Origin of the sequence: Roseomonas mucosa ATCC BAA-692 (assembly GCF_000622225.1) — a bacterium.
In the GTDB taxonomy this organism is placed as follows: Bacteria; Pseudomonadota; Alphaproteobacteria; order Acetobacterales; family Acetobacteraceae; genus Roseomonas; species Roseomonas mucosa.
In genome coordinates, this window is record NZ_KK211413.1 from 33,195 (window position 1) to 53,070 (window position 19,876).

The following is a 19,876-nucleotide window of genomic DNA, read 5'->3' on the forward strand; positions in this document are numbered from 1 at the left end:
CATCACTCCCCGCCGCCGCAGTCCCCCCAACAAGGGACACCGCGCGCAGCACCAAAGCGCACCCGCTCACACACACACACATCACACCCGAATATACATCGCCCTCCCAGCGCCGCATGCCCACACACAACAGGGCCGCCCGGCACAGATCCTCCCATCACCCAACAGCATCAGGTCGGTATATACAAATCCAAGGTTCCCATCCGGTGGCCTGGTGGCCCTAGCGAGGCTGCCACACCCGATCCCATCCCGAACTCGGCCGTGAAACGCCTCAGCGCCCATGGTACTGCGTCTCAAGACGCGGGAGAGTCGGTCGCCGCCAGGCCACCCGATGGGAACCCCCCACACCCCCCGACCCGATCGCCGCCCACGTCACCATCACACCATCACCCAGCGCGGGGTGGAGCAGCCCGGTAGCTCGTCAGGCTCATAACCTGAAGGTCACAGGTTCAAATCCTGTCCCCGCATCCAAACATCCCCCCCCCCCCACACACAAGCACGCCACATACCCCCGCACGCGCACCCAGCAGCGCGGACAAAAGAAGTATGCCGTGTTCCAGCCCCAACCACAGGGGCGTAAGACAATGTGTTCCATGACCGCTCTTTCCCCTGGCAATCCAGCCGAAGCCGCCATCGAGGCGGCCGGCTATGCCGTTGACAGCCGAGAACTGCAGCAGCTTCTCCGCCTTGTCATCCGCCGCCTGCCCGCCGATGGCGACACGGTACGCCTCGCCCTTTGCGAAGTGCGCGGCCGCCGTTGGGCATCCCGCCTGCTGGACCTCGCCAACCGTGCCGGCCAAGTCTGGGTGCAGCGGAGCGACGCGACAAAAGCCGCCGCCGCGATCGAGACGCCCGAGCCGGCGGACGAACAGCTCCTCTCGCAACTCGACAAGGTGGTGCGGGAGCGCCTGCGGAACCTCGCCCCTACCCCGGAAGGGGTGATGGAGGCGGTGCTGTCCGAGCTCAGCGATGTTTCCGGCACTCAGCTGAACCCTGAGCGGCAGGCCTTTCTTGCGCAGACTGTGGCCGAGGCCTTCTCGCTCGATCGCCCCGCCATCCGCGACTTCGTCGGTCGCGTCAGCGCCACCGAGCAGACCCGCCGCGCGCAACAGCGCGAGGCGGAGAAACTCGCCCGCGAACGTCGCCGGGCCGAGGTCAGCCGGCTGCGCGAATGGGAGAAGAGCCTCATCGGCATCGAGGAGGTCGCGCACATGCTCGACGCCTCGCTGCGGGAGGCCACGCGCTGGGCCGGCACCGGCCTGATCCCCGTCGCCCGCCGCGTGCCGTCGCGCAAGGGCGAGCGCTGGGAGTTCGATCCGGCGGACGTCGCGGCGCTTCGCGGCGAGATCACCCATTGGCGCGAGGCGGAGCAGCCCCGCCCGGGGCGCCCTGCGGCCCCGGCGCTGATCGGCGGCAAGGGCCTCAACGCCGCCGTCGCCCGTGTCGCTGCGCTGGACCGTTTCGCGGCACATTTCCGCACCGCGCGGGCGCTGAATCGCCGCATCACCCTGGTTACCGGCCCGACCAATTCCGGCAAGAGCCATCTGGCACTCGACCGCCTCGCCACCGCGGAAAGCGGCATGGCCCTGGCCCCGCTCCGCCTGCTGGCGCATGAGTTCCGCGAGGCGCTGGCCAGCCGCGGCATCGCCGCCTCGCTCTCCACCGGGGAGGAGCGCATGCCTGTGGAGGGCAGCCGCCACCTCGCCGCGACCGTGGAGATGTGCCCCTTCCACAACCCGACCGACGTGGCGGTGGTGGACGAGGCGCAGCTCCTCCAGGACCGCGACCGTGGCGCCGCCTGGACGGCGGCGATCATGGGCGCCCCGGCCCGGCATGTCCTCGTGCTCGGCGCGCCGGACTGCGTGCCGATGGTCAAGCGTATCGCCGCGCTCTGCGACGATCCGGTCGAGGAGATCTCGCTCCAGCGCAAGAGCCCGCTGAATGCCGCCCGCGCGCCGGTGAATTTCGGCGACCTGCGTCCCGGGGACGCGCTGGTGGCCTTCTCCCGCCGCGACGTGCTGGACCTGCGTGCCGAGCTGGTGCGGCGCGGGCGGCGCGTCGCCGTGGTCTATGGCGCCCTCAGCCCCGAGGTCCGCCGGGCCGAGGCCGCGCGCTTCCGCGATGGCGAGGCCGATATCCTGGTCGCCACGGACGCCATCGGCATGGGGCTGAACCTGCCCATCCGCCGCGTCGTCTTCTCCACCCTCCGCAAGTTCGACGGCGAGCAGCGCCGCGACCTGAACACGCAGGAGGTGAAGCAGATCGGCGGCCGTGCCGGGCGCTTCGGGCGCTTCGAGGAAGGCATCGTCTCCGTCCTGGCCGGCGGCGGTGCGCCGGAGCAGATCCGGCGCCTGCTGGAAGCCCCGCCGGACTTGCCGGAGGACCTGCGCCCCCAGGTGCAGCCCGATTCCGACATCGTTTCCGCCGTGGCGGCGGAGATCGGGTCGGACAGCCTCTTCGGCGTGCTGGCGCGTATCCGCCGCGCCGTGCTGCGGCGGGACGACCCGAACTACCGGCTGGCCGATCTCAGCCAGCAGATGGCCATCGCCACCGCCGTGGACGGCGTGCAAGGCCTCGCCCTGACGCAGCGTTGGACCTACGCCCTCTGCCCGGTGGACCAGCGCGACAATGGCATCGTCCGGCTGGCGCGCTGGGCCGTGGACCATGGCGCGGGCCGCTCGGTCACGCCTCCCATGGCCGGCCGCCTGCCGGCGCCGGAACGCGCCCAGCGCGACGAGCTGGAACGTGCGGAGAAGGTCCACAAGCGCCTTGTCGCCTGGCGCTGGCTCTCCCTGCGCTTCCCCGAGGCCTATCCCAACCGGGCCGAGGCCGAGGCGGAGACCATGCGCCTCGACCGCTGGATCGAGGACGTGCTGCGCACCCAGCGCCGGGGCCGGGTCGGCCTTTCGGCCTGAGCTTTCCCGAGCCGGTGGATCGCGATGGGCGGGACCGGACCCGCCTGCCGCCGGAACGTCGCGGCGGCCTCGGCACGCCCGCTCACCGGCCAGGAGGCAGGATGGCACGGCTTATGCCAGCCTGTCCGCCATGGACGATTCCCTGATCGAAGCCCTGGCCCGGACCATGGGCCTGGAGAAAGCCCTGGCCGGGCATCGCGACGATGTCCTGGCCGCCGCGCGGCGCGCCGCCGATGCGCGCGGCAGGCTGCCGCCCGATCCGGACCCGGCGGCGGAACCCTGGCCTCCCATGCAGGTGAGGCCACGCCCGTGAGCCGCGCCGAATCCGCTCCGCACCGCCTCGGCGCCGCCGCGATCTCCGCCGCCTACGAGGCCGGGACGCTGACCCCGATCGTGCTGGTCCGCCACCTGCTGGACCGCGCCGGCAGGATGGACCCGCAGGTCCATGCCTTCATCCGTCTCGACGCCGAGGCGGCGCTGGACGCTGCCGCACAGGCGGAGCGCGAGATCGCCGCGGGCCGCAAGCGCGGTCCGCTGCATGGCGTGCCGGTCGGCATCAAGGACATCATCGACGTCGCCGGCCTGCCCACCACCTGCCATTCGAAGATCCTGCTGGGCAATGTCGCGGCGCGGGATGCCACTGTCGTGTCCAGGCTGCGCGCGGCGGGCGCCATCATCCTGGGCAAACTGTCCACGCATGAATTCGCCATCGGCGGTCCCTGCCACGACCTGCCCTTCCCGGCGGCGCGCAATCCCTGGAACACGGACCACCACCCGGGCGGCTCCTCCTCGGGCTCCGGCGCCGGACTCGCGGCGGGGCTCTTTCCCCTGGCGCTCGGCACGGATACCGGCGGTTCGGTGCGCAACCCGGCCAGCCAGTGCGGCATCACCGGGCTGAAGCCGACCTATGGGCTGGTCTCGCGCGCCGGCGTCTTCCCGCTCGCCTTCACGCTGGACCATATCGGCCCCATGGCCCGCAGTGCCGAGGACGCCGCGCTGCTGTTGGAGGCCATCGCCGGCCATGATCCCGGGGACCCCGGCAGTGCCGTGCCGCAGGCAGCGGATTACCGCCCCGGCCCCGCCGCCAGCCTGAAGGGGCTGCGCGTCGGCTTTGTGCGGCATTTCCACGAGCGCGACATGCCCGCCGATCCGGAGATGGCGGCGGGGCTGGAGCGGGCGGCGGAATGGCTGGGCGCGCTGGGCATGCAGGTCCGCGACGTCACCCTGCCCTCGCTCGACGAGTTCGCGGCGGTGAACCGCGTCATCCTCCATGCGGAGGCCTTCGCCATCCATGCGCGCTGGCTACGCGAGCGGCCGGGCGACTACGCGCAGCTCACGCGTTCCTCGCTGCTGACCGGCGCCTTCCTCACGGCGGAGGATCTCGGCCGCGCCCAGCGTGCCCGCCACCGCATGATCGCGGCGGTGGAGGAAGCCTTCCGGGAGGTGGACGTGCTGCTCTGCGCCAGTTCCATGGACCCGGCGGCGCGGATCGACGACCCGGCGGAGATCGCCCGGACCTATGCGCGGCAGGCGCGCACGCCCTTCAACGTCACCGGCCACCCGGCCCTGGCGGTGATGACCGGCCTGTCCGCCGGCGGCCTGCCGCTCGCGGCCCAGCTCGTCGGACGCTATTTCGACGAGCGGCGCCTCTTCACCCTGGCGGCGGCTGTTGCCACGGTGGCGGGGCAGTCTGCCTGCCCGATGCTGCTGGAGGACTGATCGGGCGTTCCTGGGGGCCAAGGCTCTGCCTCGCCTCCAAACCCCCGCTCCGCCAGGAACCCGGTGCGGCGGCCCGGATGTCTGGCCGCCGGTTGTGATCCGCCCCTGGCCCTCCATGCGAGAGCCGGGAAAGGTTCGTGCCGGCGGCGTTGGCGCAGCGGGTGCGGGCCGGACCGAGCCCGGCCGGCGCGGGGTGGCGCGCGGCCGGCGGACGGATCGCGGCGCCTGGACCGGATCAGGCCAGCTCCGCGCCCCGGCGCTCGGGGATGAGGAACCACATGGCCAGGATGTCGAGGACGTAGAGCAGCGCCAGCAGGGCGATGGCGGTCTCGAAGCCATAGGCGGCCGCGACGGCGCCCACGGCCACCGGGCCGAAGCCGCCCACCGCGCGGCCGATGTTGAACAGCACGTTCTGCGCCGTGGCGCGGGCGGCGGTGGGATAGAGCTCGCTCATCAGCGCGCCGTAGCCGCCCAGCATGCCGTTGACGAAGAAGCCCATCACCGCGCCACCGACCAGCAGCGCCGCCGGATCGGTCAGCCACGAATAGACGACGACCATGACCGCCGCGCCCAGCATCCAGCCGAAGAAGGCCGGCTTGCGCCCGACGCGGTCGGCGACTTGGCCGAAGGCATAGATGCCCACCGCCATGCCGAGGATGGTCACGGCCGTCCAGGTGGCGGACTGGGTGAGGCCGAAGCCAAACCGGCTGGAAAGATAGTTCGGCAGCCAGATCATCACGCCATAGTAGCCGAAGTTCTGCACCGAGCAGAGGATCACCAGCCCGAGGCTGCTGCGCCGGGCCTGGGCATCCGCCACCAGCAGCCGCAGCGGCGAGGCGCCGGGGGCCTTCGCCGAGCGTTCCACGAAGACATCGGGCTCGTGCAGGCTGCGGCGGATGAAATAGGCGGCGATGGCCGGGAACAGGCCGACCGCGAACATCCCGCGCCAGCCGATGACCGGCAGCAGCATCGGTGTCACAACGGCCGCGAGCAGCACGCCGGCCTGCCAGCCCAGCCCGACATAGGAGGAGGCGCGGGCGCGCTTGCTGGCCGGCCAGGCCTCGGCCACCAGGGCCATGCCGATGCCGAACTCGCCGCCCAGGCCGATGCCCGCGATGGTGCGGTAGACCAGCAGGTCCCAGTAGCCCTGGGCCAGGGCGCAGAGGCCGGTGAAGACGGCGAAGAGCACGATGGTCCAGGTCAGCACCCGCACGCGCCCGAGCCGGTCGGACAGCATGCCGAAGCCCACGCCGCCGATCACCGCGCCGACCAGGGTGGCCGTGACCAGGGAGGCGGCCTGGGCCGGGCTCAGCCCCAGATCGGCCGAGATGGCGCGCAGCATGAAGCCGAGGATCAGCAGGTCGAAGCCATCCATGGCATAGCCCAGGGCGGAGCCCCACAGCGCCTTCCGCGCGGCGGGCGTGATCCTGTCCCTTTCCTGTTCCGATGCTGCGAAGACTCTGGCTGGATCTGCCATGGGGCCACCCCGTTCCCGAAAAATCCGGCGGCTTGTGTCACCTTGTTGCGGACCATGCCAGACGGTTCCGGCCCGGCGGTGCCAGGGAAAGGACATGGAGAGGCCAATTTCCCCTGGCTGTTTCCTCCTGGCTATCCCCCGGGGGTGATTTCCGGGTCCCTGAACCGGAAAGGCCGCCTTCGATCCGGGCAGGGGGAGGGGCGCGCAGCCTGCCGGATCGACGGGGACAGGCGCGCGCCCTCCCCGCACGATCAGCCGCGATAGGCCTCCGCATAGGCCTCGGCCAGGGCCTCCTCCAGCGGGCGTTCCGCGCGGTAGGACGCCAGGTCCGCCGGCCGCGCGACGCCGGGCCGCAGGCGCGGGCAGGGTTCCGGCGCGCCGATCACCGTGCGGATGGGCAGGCGCTCGGCATAGACCGGCAAGGCGTAATCCTCCTCGTCATCGGCCACGCCCTTGGCGCGGATCTTGGCCGAGGCGCTCTCGATCTCCATGGCAATGACGGCGGTGGCCTTGATCTCCTGGTCGGTGCTCTGGCGCAGCCCGGCGGTGCGGTGGGGAAAGAAGCGGTCCACCATCATCACCAGGGCGCGGCACTTCTCCTCCGGATCGGCCACGAGCCGCGCCTGGCCGAAGGCCATCACCGAGCGGTAGTCGGCGGAATGGTTGAAGCCGCAGCGCGCCAGGACCAGGCTGTCGAAATGCGTGACCGTCAGGCAGGCCGGCTGGCCTTCGGACAGGTTGCGCAGCATGCGGCTGGCGCTGCTGCCATGCCAGTAGAGCCGCGTGCCCTCGCGCCAGAACAGGGTCGGCGTGCAATAGGGCTGGCCGTCCACGGCATAGGCGACATGGCAGAGCGCGGCGGCGTCGAGCAGCCGGTGGACCGTCTCGTGATCGTAGAAGCCGCGGTCGTGCCGCCGCTTGACGCGGTTGCGCGCCTCGACGGGATAGGTCTGGGTTTCGGACATCGGAAAGGCCTTGATTGACGCCGCCATCATGAGGCCGTGAGATTGGTTGGCGCGAGGGCCAATCCGGAGCACGATATGCCAACCAATTCCCGGCGGAAGCCGGAGGTGCTGGATATGCCCCTGTTGCTGGACGGGGCGGGCAGCCAGTCGGGCCGGCTGCATGCCGGGCTGCGCGCCGCGATCCTGGGCGGGCGGCTGGCACCGGGGCTGCGCCTGCCCTCCAGCCGGGACCTCGCCGCGCAGCTCGGGCTGCGCCGCAACGCCGTGGTCATCGCCTATGAACAGCTCCTGAGCGACGGGCTGGCCGAGGCCAGGGTCGGGGCGGGCACCTTCGTGGCCGCCCGGGTGCCGCGCGGGCCGGGCGCTGCGGCGCCGGCCGGGGCCGCCATTCCCCTGCCGGGACAGGCGCCCTTCGCACTGGGCCGCACCCATGCCGATCCGGCGCTGCTGCGCCAGTTCGGCCGCCTCGTTCGGCGCCACCTCACGGCCGAGGCGGCGCATTTCGGCTATGGCGACCCGCGCGGCGGCGAGGGGCTGCGCAGCGCCATCGCGGAGCATCTCGCGGCCACGCGGGGCATCGCCTGCGATCCGGGGCGGGTGCTGGTCACCAGCGGCACGCAGCAGGCGCTGCGCCTCTGCGCCGAGGTGCTGATGCGTCCCGGCGACGCGGTGTGGATGGAGGACCCGGGCTATCCCTCGGCACGGCGCATCCTGGAGGCCTGCGGCGCCCGGCTGGTGCCCGTCCCGGTGGACCGCCACGGGCTGGACGCGGGGGAGGGGCGGCGCCAGGCCCCTTCGGCGCGGCTGGCCTATGTCACGCCCTCCCACCAGTTCCCGACCGGCGTGACGATGAGCATGGAGCGGCGCCTCGCCCTGCTCGACTGGGCGCGCGAGGCGGGAAGCTGGGTGGTGGAGGACGATTACGACAGCGAGTTCCGCTACGCCGGCCCGCCGCTGACCGCCCTGGCCGGGATCGATGCGCGGGAACGGGTCATCTATCTCGGCACCTTCTCCAAGACGCTGTTCCCCGGGTTGCGGACGGGGTTCGCCGTGCTGCCGGGGGAGCTGCTGGAGAGGGTCGCCGCCGCGCGGCTGGTCAGCGACCGCTTCCCGCCCAGCCTGACCGGCGAGGCCCTGGCCGAGCTGATCCGCGACGGCGGCTTCGCCACGCATGTGCGGCGCATGCGCTCGCGCTACCGGATCGCCCGCGACCTGCTGGCGGAACTCCTGCCGCGTGCCTCCGGCGGCCTGCTGCGCGTGACGGTGCCCGACCAGGGGCTGTCCCTTCTGGCCCTGCTGCCGGAGGACTGGCCGCCCGGAACGGCGGCGCGCATCCGCGCGGCGGCCGGGATCGAGGGCTGGCTGCTGTCGGAAACCCGGCTGGTGCGGAAGGGGCCGGACGGCTTCGTGCTGGGCTTTTCCGGCCATTCCCTGCCGGCGCTGCGGCGCGCGGCGGAGCGGCTGGGCGAGGCGGTGCGGGCCTGGAGCCCAGGCGCCGTGGCCGCCTGACCCATCCGGATGGGGAGCGCCGGGCGTGATCCGCGGGTGGAGGCCGGCGGATCATGTTCCGGTGCGCTGGCCCCGACGGCTGGCCTCAGTGCTGCCGGCTGTCCCGTTCCGCCGCCATGCCTGCCTCGCCCTGTCGCGGCCAGAGCGTCCGGTTGACGGAAAGCATCAGGCGCTGGACCCTGCCGAGGCGGCCCTGGTTGGCGTTCAGGTTGGCGCGCCCCATGACGCTGGCGGCGACATGGGCGCGGGCCTGCCGGAGATTCTGGCGCAGAACGCGGAGATTGTCAGTCGCGGTCAAGTCTTCCTCCTTGGTTTGGCGGGGTGGAGGATCGTGCGCGGCCGCAGGAAGTCCTGGTCCGGTGGCGTCCCCCATTCTTGTTGACCGTGGCGCCCTCGTGGGGGCCGTCACGGCGCGGGATGTCCCCCACCTGCGGAGGAAGCTAGGCAGTCGGGGGCGGGGTGCCAAGCCGGGGCCATGCGAATTCCGCCGCGGTTCGTCGGGGTCCGGGATGTCCGGGGCGAAGGACCCGCGCCCGCCTGCGTCCCTTCCAGCCGGGGCAGTGCGGGCACGGCCTCGACCCAGGATGCGGGAGCCTCAGATCATCCCGCCCGGCGCGGCGGGCGGGACGGATTCCGCCAGGGGCAAGGTGCCGGGCGGGCTGGCGGGCAAGGCGCTGCCGGTGGCGTGTCCGATGGGCGTGGCCGCATCCCCGGGCCCGGTCGCCAGGGTGGTGATTGCCGGCGGGGTGGTTGCCAGGGCCCGCCGCCAGCGCTGGCGCGCCGCGCGGATGCGGCTGGCCCAGGTGGGGGGCGGGATCTCATCCGGGGTGGGAGGCGGTGCCTGCCGGCCCAGGACGAGGCAGCGCGCGCCCGCGACCGTTCCCGCGCTGTCCTGGCAGCGCAAGAGGCGCGAGCCGGGCCGCAGCGCCGCAAGAAGCGCGGGGTAGAGCGGATCGCGAGCCAGGGGGCCGTCCACCACCACATCCCCGGCCGCGTGCAGCAGGTCCAGGGACAGGTCCGTCAACAGCGCCAGGTAGAGGCTGGCCAGGGCGCTGCGGCCCGCGCCGTCCAGCCCTTCCGCCCGCAGCACCGCGCCCTGGCGCCCCGGGAAGGCGCCGCCCCCGGCGAAGCCCGGCAGCACGGAGGCGCCTCTGTCGAGGGCGTGGAACAGGTCCGCCTCGCCGGGCTGCGGAGCATCCGGGCCGGCCACGGCGCGGTATTCCCGCCCGCCCATGAAGCGGGCGGTGCCGACCAGCCCGCCCCAGGCATCGGCATTGGCCAGCATGTCCCGCTCCGGCCGCAGGGCCGAGGCCGGGGTGCCGCGCGCCATCAGCACCGTCCAGGTGCCGGAGGACACGACAGCGAAGGGTTCCGCCGCCGCGCGATGCGTCAGATGGGCCAGGTAGGAGGCATTGGAATCGTGGAGGCCGCAGAGCACCGCGCAATCCCCCGGCAGGTCGCAGCGGGCGGCAAGGGCGGGCCGCAGCCGGCCCAGCACGGCCCCGGCCGGGCGCAGCGGCGGGAAGAGCCTTTCCCAGCCCTGGCCGATGGCCATTGCGGAGAAGCGGGCCCGCGCCGGCTGCCACAGATCCGTGTGGCAGCCGAGCGAGGTGACCTCGCTGGCCGCGGTGCCGCAGAGCCGGTGGGCCCAGTATTGCGGATAGGGCAGGACCGCGGCGGTGCGGGCGAAGGTCGCGGGCAGGCGGCGCTGCACGAAATGGATCTGCCGCCCCAGGTTGAGGCCCGCCGGCAGGGAGGGGGACAGGGTCGCCGCGAAGGGATCGCGCAGGGCCTCATAGGCCGCGTCCTCGCCCGCCAGGGCCGGGTCCTCGTAGTCGGGCGCCAGCAGGGGCTCGCCCGCCGCGTCGAGCAGCACGGCCGCCGCGCCATGCGCCACGGGCAGGATGGCGGCGATGCGATGGCGTTCCGGCAGGCCGGACAGGGACCGCAGCAGCCAGTCCTCCAGCCCGGCCAGGTCGAGCTGGCGCAGCGGGCCGCCCCCGCAAGGCGCGTTGGGCTTCTGCCGGAGGGCGATTTCCTCGCCGCCCAGCGGGTCGAGCAGCACCAGCTTGGCGTTGCTCTTGCCGATATCGAGCACGGCCAGCAGCCGGCCCGGGGTCCATCCGCCAAGGGGGTATGCGCCGGACATGGGGCTCAGTCCATGTGGAACATCAGGGGCAGGGGCTCGGCAAGCGGGGCGCCGCCGGCATCCGTGGCCATGATGTCCGCCATGTGCCGCCACCAGCGGCGCATCACCTCCTTCTCCGGCAACTGGTCGGTGCGGTGTTCCGGGGCGCGCCGCATCACTGCGAAGAGGCTCCGCGTCGGTTCGTGCAGGAAGATGCTGTAGTCGCTGATGCCGGATGCCCGCAGCAGGGCGGTGAGTTCCGGCCAGATCGCGTCGTGCCGCGCCTTGTAGGCGGCCGCCTGCCCGGGGTCGAGCTGCATCCGGAAGGCGATCCTGCCGCCGCCCCGCGCGGCGGATGGCCCAGGGCATGGGTTTCCGGGGCGGATTGCCGCCCCCGCGCCGTCCTTCATGGTTCCACTCCCTGTTCCTGGCGGCCGCTCTGCCGGCGGCCTGCCCCTTCGCCGGTCGCCGGCGGCTAGGCCACCCGCCTGATCCCGTCCTCCTGGCCCGGCTCCGCCTGGATGATCTCGATGCCCAGGGCCCGGAACGGCTCCAGCTCCTCCGGACGCGCTTCCCAGTCGGTGATCAGCGTGCCGATCCGCCCCGGCTCCACCACGATCATCGAGGATTGCTGGCGCAGCTTGCGGCTGTCGGCCAGCACCACCACCGTCTCGGCGCTGGCCATCAGCCGGATCTGCGACTGCACGATCAGCGGGTCGTTCTCCATCAGGCCGAAGCGGTTCAGCCCGTAGCAGGAGGTGAACATCCGCTCGCCCCGGAAATGCCGTGCCACGTCGCTCTCGAAGGGGCTGAGCACGATGCCCTGCTCGCGGTAGACGGGGCCGCCGGGCAGGGTGATGCGGTTGCGGCTCTGCGCGACGAGATGGCTGGCGAGCGGGAAGGAGCTGGTCAGGATGTCCAGGCTCATCCCTTCCAGGAACTCCGCCAGGCAATAGGTGGTGCTGCCGGCGCCGATGATGACGCTCTCGCCGCGCCGCATCAGGCCGGCGGCCACGCGCGCGATGGCGCGCTTCTGCGGCGCCTGCACCTCCTGGCTGACGGCGAAGGGGCGGCCGACCAGCTGTGGCTGGTAGCGCGGCTCCAGCGCCTCCACGCCGCCGCGCACGCGGCGGATCTCGCCGCGCTCGGCCATGGCCACGATGTCGCGGCGGATGGTGGCCTCGGAGGCGCCGAGCAGGTCGCAGAGGTCGGTCACGCTGACCACGCTGCGTTCCTCCGCCGTCTTGAGGATCAGCCGCTGACGTTCCCGCTCCAGCACCCGCCGGTCCTTCCCTGGGAGGTCGAGCGGACAGCTAAGGGCGCGGCCGGAAGGGCGTCAAGGGCGTTCGATCAGAATCGGTCGGTTTGGATTGGACTTGATCGTTTATGATCGATATGGAAGCCTGCATCCGGAAGCGGGCCGACAACCGCGTCCAGGGAGGCACCATGAACACCGTCACCCCCATCGCTCCCCTGCTGGAGAACCGCTGGGACGCCGCGCATGCCGCGACCCTGGCGCCGGAGGAGCTGCTGCTCTACCGCTCGAACCTGCTTGGCTCCGACAAGCGCGTCACCAACTACGGCGGCGGCAACACCTCCTCCAAGATCCCGATGCGCGACCCCCTGACGGGCGAGACGGTGACGGTGCTCTGGGTGAAGGGCTCGGGCGGCGACATCGGCACGATGAAGCTGGACGGCTTCGCCACGCTCTACCAGGACCGCCTGCTGCGGCTGCAGGACCTCTACCGGGGGGCGGAGCGGGAGGATGCGATGGTGGGCCTCTATCCCCACCTGACCTTCGGGCTGAACCCGCGCGCCACCTCGATCGACACGCCGCTGCACGGGCTGATCCCCTGGCCGCATGTCGATCACGTCCATCCGGACGCGATCATCGCCATCGCCGCCTCGGCCGACAGCCGGCGCCTGACGCAGGAGATCTTCGGCGACACGATCGGCTGGATTCCCTGGCGCCGCCCGGGTTTCGAGCTGGGCCTGTGGCTGCAACGCTTCGTGGCGGAGAACCCCAAGGCGAAGGGCGCGATCCTGGAAGCGCACGGGCTCTTCACCTGGGGCGGGACGCAGCGGGAATGCTACGAGACCACGATCGGCACGATCAACCGGGCGATCGAATGGCTGGCGCTGCAATCCCAGGGGCGCCCCGCCTTCGGCGGCGGAAAGGTGGCTGCCCTGCCGCGCGAGGAACGCCGGGCCCTGGCGGCGGCGCTGATGCCCCGGATCCGCGGGCTGGTCGCCGGGCGCGACCATGGCGGCGCCACGCCCACCCGCATCGGGCATTTCGACGACAGCCCGGCGGTGCTGGAATTCGTGGGCTCGCAGGCCCTGGCGGAACTGGCGCCGCTGGGCACCTCCTGCCCCGACCATTTCCTGCGCACCAAGATCGCGCCGCTGGTGCTGGATTTCGATCCGGTGCGCGAGGGGCTGGAGGAGTTGCTGCCGCGGCTGGAGCCGGCCATCGCCGCCTATCGCGAAACCTACGCCGCCTATTACGAACGCTGCCGGCGCCCGGACAGCCCGGCGATGCGCGACCCGAATCCTGTGGTCTATCTGGTGCCGGGTGTGGGCATGATCACCTTCGCCGCCGACAAGGCGACGGCACGCATCGCGGGCGAGTTCTACGCCAACGCCATCAACGTGATGCGCGGCGCTTCCGCGGTTTCCACCTATCGCGGCCTGCCGGAACAGGAAGCCTTCGACATCGAGTACTGGCTGCTGGAGGAGGCGAAGCTCGCTCGCATGCCGAGGCCGAAGGCACTGGCCGGCAAGGTGGCGCTGATCACCGGCGGCGCAGGCGGCATCGGCCTGGCCACGGCGCGCCGCCTGGCGGATGAGGGCGCCTGCATCGTGCTCTGCGACATCGACCGCGACGCGCTGGCGGAGGCCGAGGCGGCGTTGCGCCGCAGCCATGGCGCCGATGCCGTGGCCTCGGCCTGGGTGGACGTGACGCGGGAGGAAGCGGTCCAGGCCCTCTATGCCGAGGCCGCGCTGGCTTTCGGCGGCATCGATATCTGCGTCTCCAATGCCGGCATCGCCTCCGCCGCGCCGATCGAGGAAACGAGCCTGGAACTCTGGGACCGCAACCTCTCGATCCTCGCCACCGGCTATTTCCTGGTGACGCGGGAGGCCTTCCGGCTGATGCGGGTGCAGGGCACGGGCGGCTCCATCGTGCTGGTGGCCTCCAAGAACGCCATGGTGGCCTCGCCGGGCGCCTCCGCCTATTGCGTCGCCAAGGCCTCGGAACTGCACCTCGCCCGCTGCCTCGCGCTGGAAGGCGCGCCGCACGGCATCCGCGCCAATGTGGTGAACCCGGATGCGGTGCTGCGCGGCTCACGCATCTGGCAGGGGGAATGGGGCGACCAGCGCGCCGCCTCCAACCGGACGACGCGGGAGGATCTGGAGAAGGTCTATATCGAGCGCTCGCTGCTCAAGCGCGGCGTTCATCCCGAGGACATCGCCGAGGCCATCGCCTTCTTCGCCGCGGAGGCGCGATCCGGGAAATCCACCGGCAACATCCTGAACGTGGATGCGGGCCACGCGCCTGCCTTCACGCGCTAGGCCGGAAGACGCGGAAGGGGGGCGAGGGAATGAACCGGATCGCGAGAATCCGCCCGGTGGACGAGGTGTTCCGCGCGGAAAGCAACCGCGGGCTGGAGGCCGGGACGGCGCGCGACTATGACTGGCTGGGCGGCAAGCTGGCAGCGCGCGGCATCGATGTGGAGGCGGTGGCGGAGCGGCTGGCGGGCTTCGCGGTGGCGCTGCCCTCCTGGGGCACGGGCACGGGCGGCACACGCTTCGCGCGCTTTCCCGGCGGCGGAGAGCCGGCCAGCCTGCGCGACCGGCTGGAGGATTGCGCCGTGGTGCAGGCGCTGACGGGCGCCACGCCCGGCGTCTCGCTGCATTTCCCCTGGGACGAGGTGGCGGACCATGCCGCGCTGCGCGCCGAGGCGGAGGCGCTGGGCCTGTGCTTCGACGCGGTGAACTCGAACACCTTCCAGGACCATCCGGGTCATCCCGATCACCCGTTGTCCTACAAGTTCGGCAGCCTGTCGCACACCGACCCGGCGGTGCGGGCGCAGGCCGTGGCGCACAACATCGCCTGCATCCGCGCGGGCGAGGCGCTGGGCAGCAAGGCGCTGACGATCTGGATCGGCGACGGCGCCAACTTCCCCGGCCAGTCGAACCTGCGCGGGGCCTACGAGCGCTATATCGGCAGCGTGCGGCAGATCGCCGCCGCGCTGCCGCCGGACTGGTCGCTCTTCCTGGAGCACAAGCTCTACGAGCCCGCCTTCTATGCCACGGTGATCCAGGACTGGGGCTCCTCGCTGCTGGCGGCGCAGGAGATCGGGCCGCAGGCGCGCTGCCTCGTCGATCTCGGCCACCACGCGCCGAACGTGAACATCGAGATGGTCGTGGCGCGGCTGGTGCACGCGAAGCGCCTTGCCGGCTTCCACTTCAATGATTCCAAGTATGGCGACGATGACCTGGACAGCGGCTCGATCGATCCCTTCCGCCTGTTCCTGGTCTTCAATGAGTTGGTGGATGCCGGGGCGGCGGGGGCCTTCGACCGGCCGCCCGCCTACATGATCGACCAGTCGCACAACGTCACCGACCCGATCGAGAGCCTGATCGGATCGGCCATGGAGATCCAGCGCGCCTATGCCCAGGCGCTGCTGGTGGACCGCGCCGCGCTGGCCGCGCATCAGGAGGCGAACGACGCGCTGATGGCGCATCGCCTGCTGAAGCAGGCCTTCCAGACGGATGTCTCGCCGATCCTGGCCATGGTGCGGCAGCGCAAGGGGGCGGCGATCGATCCCATCTCGGCCTATCGCGCCAGCGGCTACCGCCAGGACCGCGCGGCGCGCCGGCCTATCCGGCAGGGCGGCGGGGGCGGGATCGTCTGACCGGCCGAGGGCCGCCGTGAAACGTTGCGACACGGCATCCACGGGCGCCCGCAGGCAACAGATCCCGCGCCGACACGTTCAAACGCCGTAATTCGCGGCGTGCTCCTCCTGTTTCGCCGCAGAACTTTCCAGAAGTTCATGAAGAGGAAAGCGGCGTCATGGCGAAGACAGTGGGCGACCAGGTCTGGGAACGGCTGCGCGAATGGGGGGTGCGCCGGGTTTTCGGCTACCCCGGCGACGGCATCAACGGGCTGATCGGCGGCCTCGCACGGCACAACAAGGTTCCGGATCGGAAGATCGACTTCGTCCAGGCGCGGCATGAGGAGATGGCGGCCTTCATGGCCGGTGCCCATGCCAAGTTCACCGGCGAGGTCGGCGTCTGCATCGCCACCTCGGGTCCTGGTGCGGTGCACCTGCTGAACGGGCTGTATGACGCGCGCGCCGACCATCAGCCCGTGCTGGCCCTGGTCGGGCAGCAGGCGCGCGCGGCCCTGGGCGGGCATTTCCAGCAGGAGATCGATCTCCAGTCCCTGTACAAGGATGTGGCGCGTGCCTTCGTGCAGACGGCGATGGTGCCGGAACAGGTCCGCCACCTGGTTGACCGCGCCATGCGCATCGCGATGGGCGAGCGCGCGGTCACGGCGCTGATCTTCCCCAATGACCTGCAGGACCTGCCGGCGGTCGAGGACCTGCCGCGCGCGCACGGGATCGTGCCCTCCGGCAGCGGCTATTCCGCCCCGCGCGTCGTTCCCGGCGCGGCGACGCTGGAACGGGCGGCGGAGGTGCTGAACAGTGGCAGTAAGGTGGCCATGCTGATCGGTGCCGGCGCGCTGGAGGCCACCGACGAGGTGATCGCCGTGGCCGACAAGCTCCAGGCCGGGGCGGCCAAGGCGCTGCTGGGCAAGGCGGCCCTGCCGGACGACCTGCCCTGGGTCACCGGCTCCATCGGCCTGCTGGGCACGAAGCCGAGCTGGAACCTGATGCAGGGCTGCGACACGCTGCTGATGGTGGGCTCCTCCTTCCCCTATTCGGAGTTCCTGCCGAAGGAAGGCGCGGCGCGCGGCGTGCAGATCGACATGCAGGCGCGGAACCTCTCCATCCGCTACCCGATGGAGGTGAACCTGGAAGGCGACGCGGCGGCGACGCTGCGTGCGCTGCTGCCGATGCTGGAGCAGAAGACCGATACCTCCTGGCGCGACACGATCGCCAAGGATCTCGCCAGCTGGTGGGACACGCTGAAGGACCGGGCGATGCAGCCGGCCGATCCGATCAACCCGCAACGCATCTTCTGGGAGCTGTCGCCGCGCCTGCCGGACGGGGTGATCATCACCGGCGATTCCGGCTCCCATACCAACTGGTACGCGCGCGACGTGAAGATGCGGCGGGGCATGATGGCCTCGCTGTCCGGCGGCCTCGCCACGATGGGCTCGGGCATGCCCTATGCCATCGGCGCCAAGTTCGCCCATCCGCGCCGCCCGGTCCTGGCCATCTGCGGCGACGGCGCCTTCCAGATGAACGGCATGGCCGAGCTGATCACCGTCGCCAAGTACTGGAAGGAGTGGGAATCGCCGCAGTTCGTCGCCATGGTCCTGAACAACCGCGACCTGAACCAGGTGACCTGGGAGCAGCGGGTGATGGAGGGCGATCCGAAGTACCTGGCGTCGCAGGACATCCCCGACGTCGCCTATGCCCGCTTCGCCGAGATGATCGGGCTCAAGGGCATCGAGGTGCACGACCCGGAGAAGATCGGCGCGGCCTGGGAGGAAGCCTTTGCCTCCGACCGCCCGGTGGTGGTGGAATTCCGGGCCGACGGCAACGTGCCGCCGCTGCCGCCGCACATCACGATGAAGCAGGCGCTGGCCTTCACCCGCTCGATGGCGGGCGAGCCGGAACTGGGCAGCGTGATCAAGGACACCTTCCGACAGGTCGCCAGCTCGGTCCTGCCGCACCGGTCGTGAGCCGGCTGCGCGGGCAGGCCCCGGTCGGGGCGGTGTCGGCCTCCGCCTACACCATCCCGACGGACCGGCCCGAGGCGGACGGCACCATCGCCTGGGACCGCACCACCCTGGTCCTGGCGGAGGTGGAGGCCGGGGGCGAGCGGGGGCTGGGCTATACCTATGCGGACGCCGCCGCCGCAGGGCTGGTGCGGGGCGTTCTGGCGGAGGCGTTGCGGGGCCGGGACGCCATGGACCTGCCCGCCGCCTGGGAGGCAATGGTCCGGGCGGTGCGCAACATCGGGCGGGAGGGGGTGGCGGCCTGCGCCATCTCCGCCCTTGATGCCGCGCTCTGGGACGCCAAGGCGAAGCTGCTGGGCCTGCCGCTGGTGACGTTGCTGGGCGCCGCGCGGCGGGAGGTGCCGGTCTATGGCAGCGGCGGCTTCACCACCTATCCCGACGAGGTGCTGCGCGACCAGCTCGCCGGCTGGGTGGAGCGGGATGGCTGCCGCTGGGTGAAGATGAAGATCGGCACCCATCCGGAGCAGGACCCGCACCGCGTCGCCGTGGCGCGCGAGGCGACCGGCAAGGCCGGCCTCTTCGTGGATGCCAATGGCGCCTTCACCGCGAAGCAGGCCCTGGCGGTCGCGCATCGCTGCGCCATGGAGGCAGGCGTCGCCTGGTTCGAGGAACCGGTGTCCAGCGACGATCTGGACGGGCTGCGCCTGGTGCGGCAGGGCGGGCCGCCGGGCCAGGAGATCGCGGCCGGGGAATATGCCTACGATCCCGCCTATGTGCGCCGGATGCTGGTGGCGGGCGCCGTGGACGTGATGCAGGCCGATGCCAGCCGCTGCCTCGGCATCACCGGCTTCCTGCGTGCCGCCGCGCTCTGCGAGGGGTTCCACACCGATCTCTCGGGGCATTGCGCGCCGGCCCTGCACCTGCACGCCGCCTGCGCCGCCCCGCGCCTGCGCCATCTCGAATGGTTCCACGACCATGTGCGGATCGAGGCGATGCTCTTCGATGGCGTACCCGTGCCGCTGGACGGCGCCATCGCGCCCGACCTGTCGCGGCCGGGGATGGGGCTCGCCTTCCGGCGGGCCGATGCCGCCCGCTATCTCGTCTCCTGACCGCCGAGCCCTCCAGGAAGGAACGCGCATGATCCGGTTGAAAACCCGCGCGGGCCACGGTTTCCCCCGGATGCCGCCGGGGGGCGGTGCCCTTGCCCGCCTGTGGCCGCCTCGCCCGCCTGCCATGCACGAAAGGCGCGTGCACGCCGCCCGGCACCTGCATGGCGGGGCCGCTGTCCTGGCCTTGGCCGTGCTGGGCGACAGCGGTATCGAGCACTACCGCGGCTCCTTCCGGAACAAGGCCATGGTCACGCCGCTGCTGACCGCCAGCGTCTCGCTCCTGTCCGCCCTGCACGGGCTGGCGGACCAGAGGCCCCTGCCGCACCGGCTGCGCAACGCGGTGCACGGGCTGGCGGCGCTGACCGGCCTGATCGGGACGGGCTTCCATGTCTACAATGTCCTCAAGCGCCCTGGCCGACTGAGCTTCGAGAACCTGTTCTACGGCGCGCCGCTGGGCGCCCCGGCCGCCATGCTGCTGTCCGGCGCGGTGGGGCTGGCGGCGGAACAGGTGCGGGAACAGCCGCTGGACCGGCTGGAAAGCCTCGGCCTGGAACGGCGGGAACCGCTCGGCGACCGCGAACTGGGCCAGGGCATCGCCGCGCTGGTGGCCGCCGGGCTGCTCGGCACCACGGCGGAGGCGGCGTTGCTGCATTTCCGGGGAAACTTCCAGAACCGCGCCATGTACCTGCCGGTGCTGCTGCCGCCCGCCGTGGCGGGGCTGCTGGGCCGGGCGGCGGCAAGGCCGGACGCACCGCACGCCAGCCAGCGGGCGCGGGGCGCCTCCTAGCTGGCGGTGATGCTGGGCCTGGCCGGGGCGGGCTTCCATATCCGCGGCGTGTCGCGCCACATGGGCGGTGTGGATCGGCATGGAATAGGAACCCTGTTGGAGGGGTGATCGGCGTCCAAACGGGACCCCACTGACGGCGGGGTTCACAGTGGTTTCCGGGATGATCGGGAGCCAGTGCTGGGATGCTGGTCGTGGAGACAGTGGCAAAGATCCGGCGCCTGCACCGGGTGCAGGGCAAGTCGATCAAGGCGATCTGTCGTGAGCTCGGGATTTCGCGAAAGGTGGTCCGGAAGGTTCTGCGGTCCGGGGAGACGGAATTCCGCTACAGCCGGGCGCGGCAGCCGCAGCCCAAGCTGGGGCCGTGGCAGGCCGAGCTGGAGCGCCTGCTGGAGG

The 19,876-nt window shown here is 71.7% G+C and carries 15 protein-coding genes, 1 tRNA gene, 1 rRNA gene and 1 pseudogene; 12 read left to right on the plus strand and 6 right to left on the minus strand.

Going from position 1 to position 19,876, the window contains the following annotated elements:
* The first annotated feature begins 210 nt into the window (after nucleotides 1–210).
* The 5 genes from rrf (at nucleotide 211) to BT98_RS0121710 (ending at nucleotide 4,634) form a co-directional block, all read left to right on the plus strand.
* Nucleotides 211–325, plus strand: a 5S ribosomal RNA gene (rrf, locus tag BT98_RS0121690).
* Nucleotides 326–394: 69 nt separating this feature from the next.
* Nucleotides 395–471 (plus strand) — tRNA-Met (locus BT98_RS0121695).
* Between the two features lie 122 nt (nucleotides 472–593).
* Nucleotides 594–2,915, plus strand: a complete 2,322-nt coding sequence (locus tag BT98_RS0121700) for a helicase-related protein (RefSeq protein ID WP_019462621.1) — start codon at nucleotides 594–596, stop codon at nucleotides 2,913–2,915.
* A 130-nt stretch (nucleotides 2,916–3,045) separates the two neighbouring features.
* A complete protein-coding gene (locus BT98_RS27665; RefSeq protein WP_019462622.1) occupies nucleotides 3,046–3,228 on the plus strand; it encodes a hypothetical protein in 183 nt (60 codons plus the stop codon).
* Nucleotides 3,225–4,634: an Asp-tRNA(Asn)/Glu-tRNA(Gln) amidotransferase GatCAB subunit A gene (locus BT98_RS0121710; RefSeq protein ID WP_019462623.1), complete on the plus strand. Its 1,410-nt coding sequence runs from the start codon at nucleotides 3,225–3,227 to the stop codon at nucleotides 4,632–4,634. The genes BT98_RS27665 and BT98_RS0121710 overlap by 4 nt, the downstream gene beginning before the upstream one ends.
* Before the next feature lie 235 nt (nucleotides 4,635–4,869).
* Here the strand turns inward: BT98_RS0121710 and BT98_RS0121715 are convergent, their stop codons facing one another.
* Together BT98_RS0121715 and BT98_RS0121720 are read right to left on the minus strand one after the other, a co-directional pair.
* Entirely contained in the window at nucleotides 4,870–6,111 is a 1,242-nt protein-coding gene (locus BT98_RS0121715; RefSeq protein WP_081798707.1) for an MFS transporter, read from the minus strand.
* 251 nt (nucleotides 6,112–6,362) lie between these two features.
* Nucleotides 6,363–7,076 carry a pyridoxamine 5'-phosphate oxidase family protein gene (locus BT98_RS0121720; protein ID WP_026033469.1) on the minus strand — a complete coding sequence of 238 codons (714 nt, stop codon included), beginning with the start codon at nucleotides 7,074–7,076 and terminating at the stop codon, nucleotides 6,363–6,365.
* A gap of 114 nt (nucleotides 7,077–7,190) precedes the next feature.
* Here BT98_RS0121720 and pdxR point away from each other — a divergent pair, with 114 nt between their 5' ends.
* Nucleotides 7,191–8,585, plus strand: a complete 1,395-nt coding sequence (gene pdxR / locus BT98_RS0121725; RefSeq protein WP_237719405.1) for a MocR-like pyridoxine biosynthesis transcription factor PdxR — start codon at nucleotides 7,191–7,193, stop codon at nucleotides 8,583–8,585.
* 85 nt (nucleotides 8,586–8,670) lie between these two features.
* Here pdxR and BT98_RS0121730 read toward each other — a convergent pair whose 3' ends face one another.
* The 4 genes from BT98_RS0121730 to BT98_RS0121745 form a co-directional block, all read right to left on the minus strand.
* On the minus strand, nucleotides 8,671–8,883 hold the full coding sequence (locus tag BT98_RS0121730; protein ID WP_019462627.1) for a hypothetical protein: 213 nt from the start codon (nucleotides 8,881–8,883) through the stop codon (nucleotides 8,671–8,673).
* Nucleotides 8,884–9,180: 297 nt separating this feature from the next.
* On the minus strand, nucleotides 9,181–10,734 hold the full coding sequence (locus tag BT98_RS25650) for an acetate and sugar kinases/Hsc70/actin family protein (RefSeq protein WP_019462628.1): 1,554 nt from the start codon (nucleotides 10,732–10,734) through the stop codon (nucleotides 9,181–9,183).
* Between the two features lie 5 nt (nucleotides 10,735–10,739).
* Entirely contained in the window at nucleotides 10,740–11,123 is a 384-nt protein-coding gene (locus BT98_RS0121740; protein ID WP_115359212.1) for an L-rhamnose mutarotase, read from the minus strand.
* Nucleotides 11,124–11,188: 65 nt separating this feature from the next.
* Entirely contained in the window at nucleotides 11,189–11,992 is an 804-nt protein-coding gene (locus BT98_RS0121745; protein WP_019462630.1) for a DeoR/GlpR family DNA-binding transcription regulator, read from the minus strand.
* Nucleotides 11,993–12,159: 167 nt separating this feature from the next.
* Here BT98_RS0121745 and BT98_RS0121750 point away from each other — a divergent pair, with 167 nt between their 5' ends.
* The 6 genes and pseudogenes from BT98_RS0121750 to BT98_RS27670 all read left to right on the plus strand — a co-directional run.
* Nucleotides 12,160–14,286, plus strand: coding sequence for a bifunctional rhamnulose-1-phosphate aldolase/short-chain dehydrogenase (locus tag BT98_RS0121750; RefSeq protein ID WP_026033471.1), 2,127 nt, complete (start codon nucleotides 12,160–12,162; stop codon nucleotides 14,284–14,286).
* A gap of 29 nt (nucleotides 14,287–14,315) precedes the next feature.
* Nucleotides 14,316–15,632, plus strand: coding sequence for an L-rhamnose catabolism isomerase (rhaI, locus tag BT98_RS0121755; protein ID WP_019462632.1), 1,317 nt, complete (start codon nucleotides 14,316–14,318; stop codon nucleotides 15,630–15,632).
* A gap of 158 nt (nucleotides 15,633–15,790) precedes the next feature.
* Entirely contained in the window at nucleotides 15,791–17,590 is a 1,800-nt protein-coding gene (locus tag BT98_RS0121760; RefSeq protein WP_019462633.1) for a thiamine pyrophosphate-requiring protein, read from the plus strand.
* Nucleotides 17,587–18,696: an enolase C-terminal domain-like protein gene (locus BT98_RS0121765; RefSeq protein WP_019462634.1), complete on the plus strand. Its 1,110-nt coding sequence runs from the start codon at nucleotides 17,587–17,589 to the stop codon at nucleotides 18,694–18,696. The genes BT98_RS0121760 and BT98_RS0121765 overlap by 4 nt, the downstream gene beginning before the upstream one ends.
* A 139-nt stretch (nucleotides 18,697–18,835) precedes the next feature.
* Nucleotides 18,836–19,483: a hypothetical protein gene (locus BT98_RS25655; RefSeq protein ID WP_019462635.1), complete on the plus strand. Its 648-nt coding sequence runs from the start codon at nucleotides 18,836–18,838 to the stop codon at nucleotides 19,481–19,483.
* Nucleotides 19,484–19,665: 182 nt separating this feature from the next.
* A pseudogene (locus tag BT98_RS27670) lies at nucleotides 19,666–19,876 on the plus strand (IS21 family transposase); the annotation flags it as partial.

What these genes read in the sequence shown, in the direction of transcription:
- BT98_RS0121715 (WP_081798707.1), bottom strand. Translation starts at nt 6,111, where the DNA reads ATGGCAGATCCAGCCAGAGTCTTCGCAGCATCGGAACAGGAAAGGGAC.
- BT98_RS0121760 (WP_019462633.1), top strand. Translation starts at nt 15,791, where the DNA reads ATGGCGAAGACAGTGGGCGACCAGGTCTGGGAACGGCTGCGCGAATGG.
- BT98_RS0121740 (WP_115359212.1), bottom strand. Translation starts at nt 11,123, where the DNA reads ATGAAGGACGGCGCGGGGGCGGCAATCCGCCCCGGAAACCCATGCCCT.
- BT98_RS0121720 (WP_026033469.1), bottom strand. Translation starts at nt 7,076, where the DNA reads ATGTCCGAAACCCAGACCTATCCCGTCGAGGCGCGCAACCGCGTCAAG.
- BT98_RS0121750 (WP_026033471.1), top strand. Translation starts at nt 12,160, where the DNA reads ATGAACACCGTCACCCCCATCGCTCCCCTGCTGGAGAACCGCTGGGAC.
- BT98_RS25650 (WP_019462628.1), bottom strand. Translation starts at nt 10,734, where the DNA reads ATGTCCGGCGCATACCCCCTTGGCGGATGGACCCCGGGCCGGCTGCTG.
- pdxR (WP_237719405.1), top strand. Translation starts at nt 7,191, where the DNA reads ATGCCCCTGTTGCTGGACGGGGCGGGCAGCCAGTCGGGCCGGCTGCAT.
- rhaI (WP_019462632.1), top strand. Translation starts at nt 14,316, where the DNA reads ATGAACCGGATCGCGAGAATCCGCCCGGTGGACGAGGTGTTCCGCGCG.
- BT98_RS27665 (WP_019462622.1), top strand. Translation starts at nt 3,046, where the DNA reads ATGGACGATTCCCTGATCGAAGCCCTGGCCCGGACCATGGGCCTGGAG.
- BT98_RS0121700 (WP_019462621.1), top strand. Translation starts at nt 594, where the DNA reads ATGACCGCTCTTTCCCCTGGCAATCCAGCCGAAGCCGCCATCGAGGCG.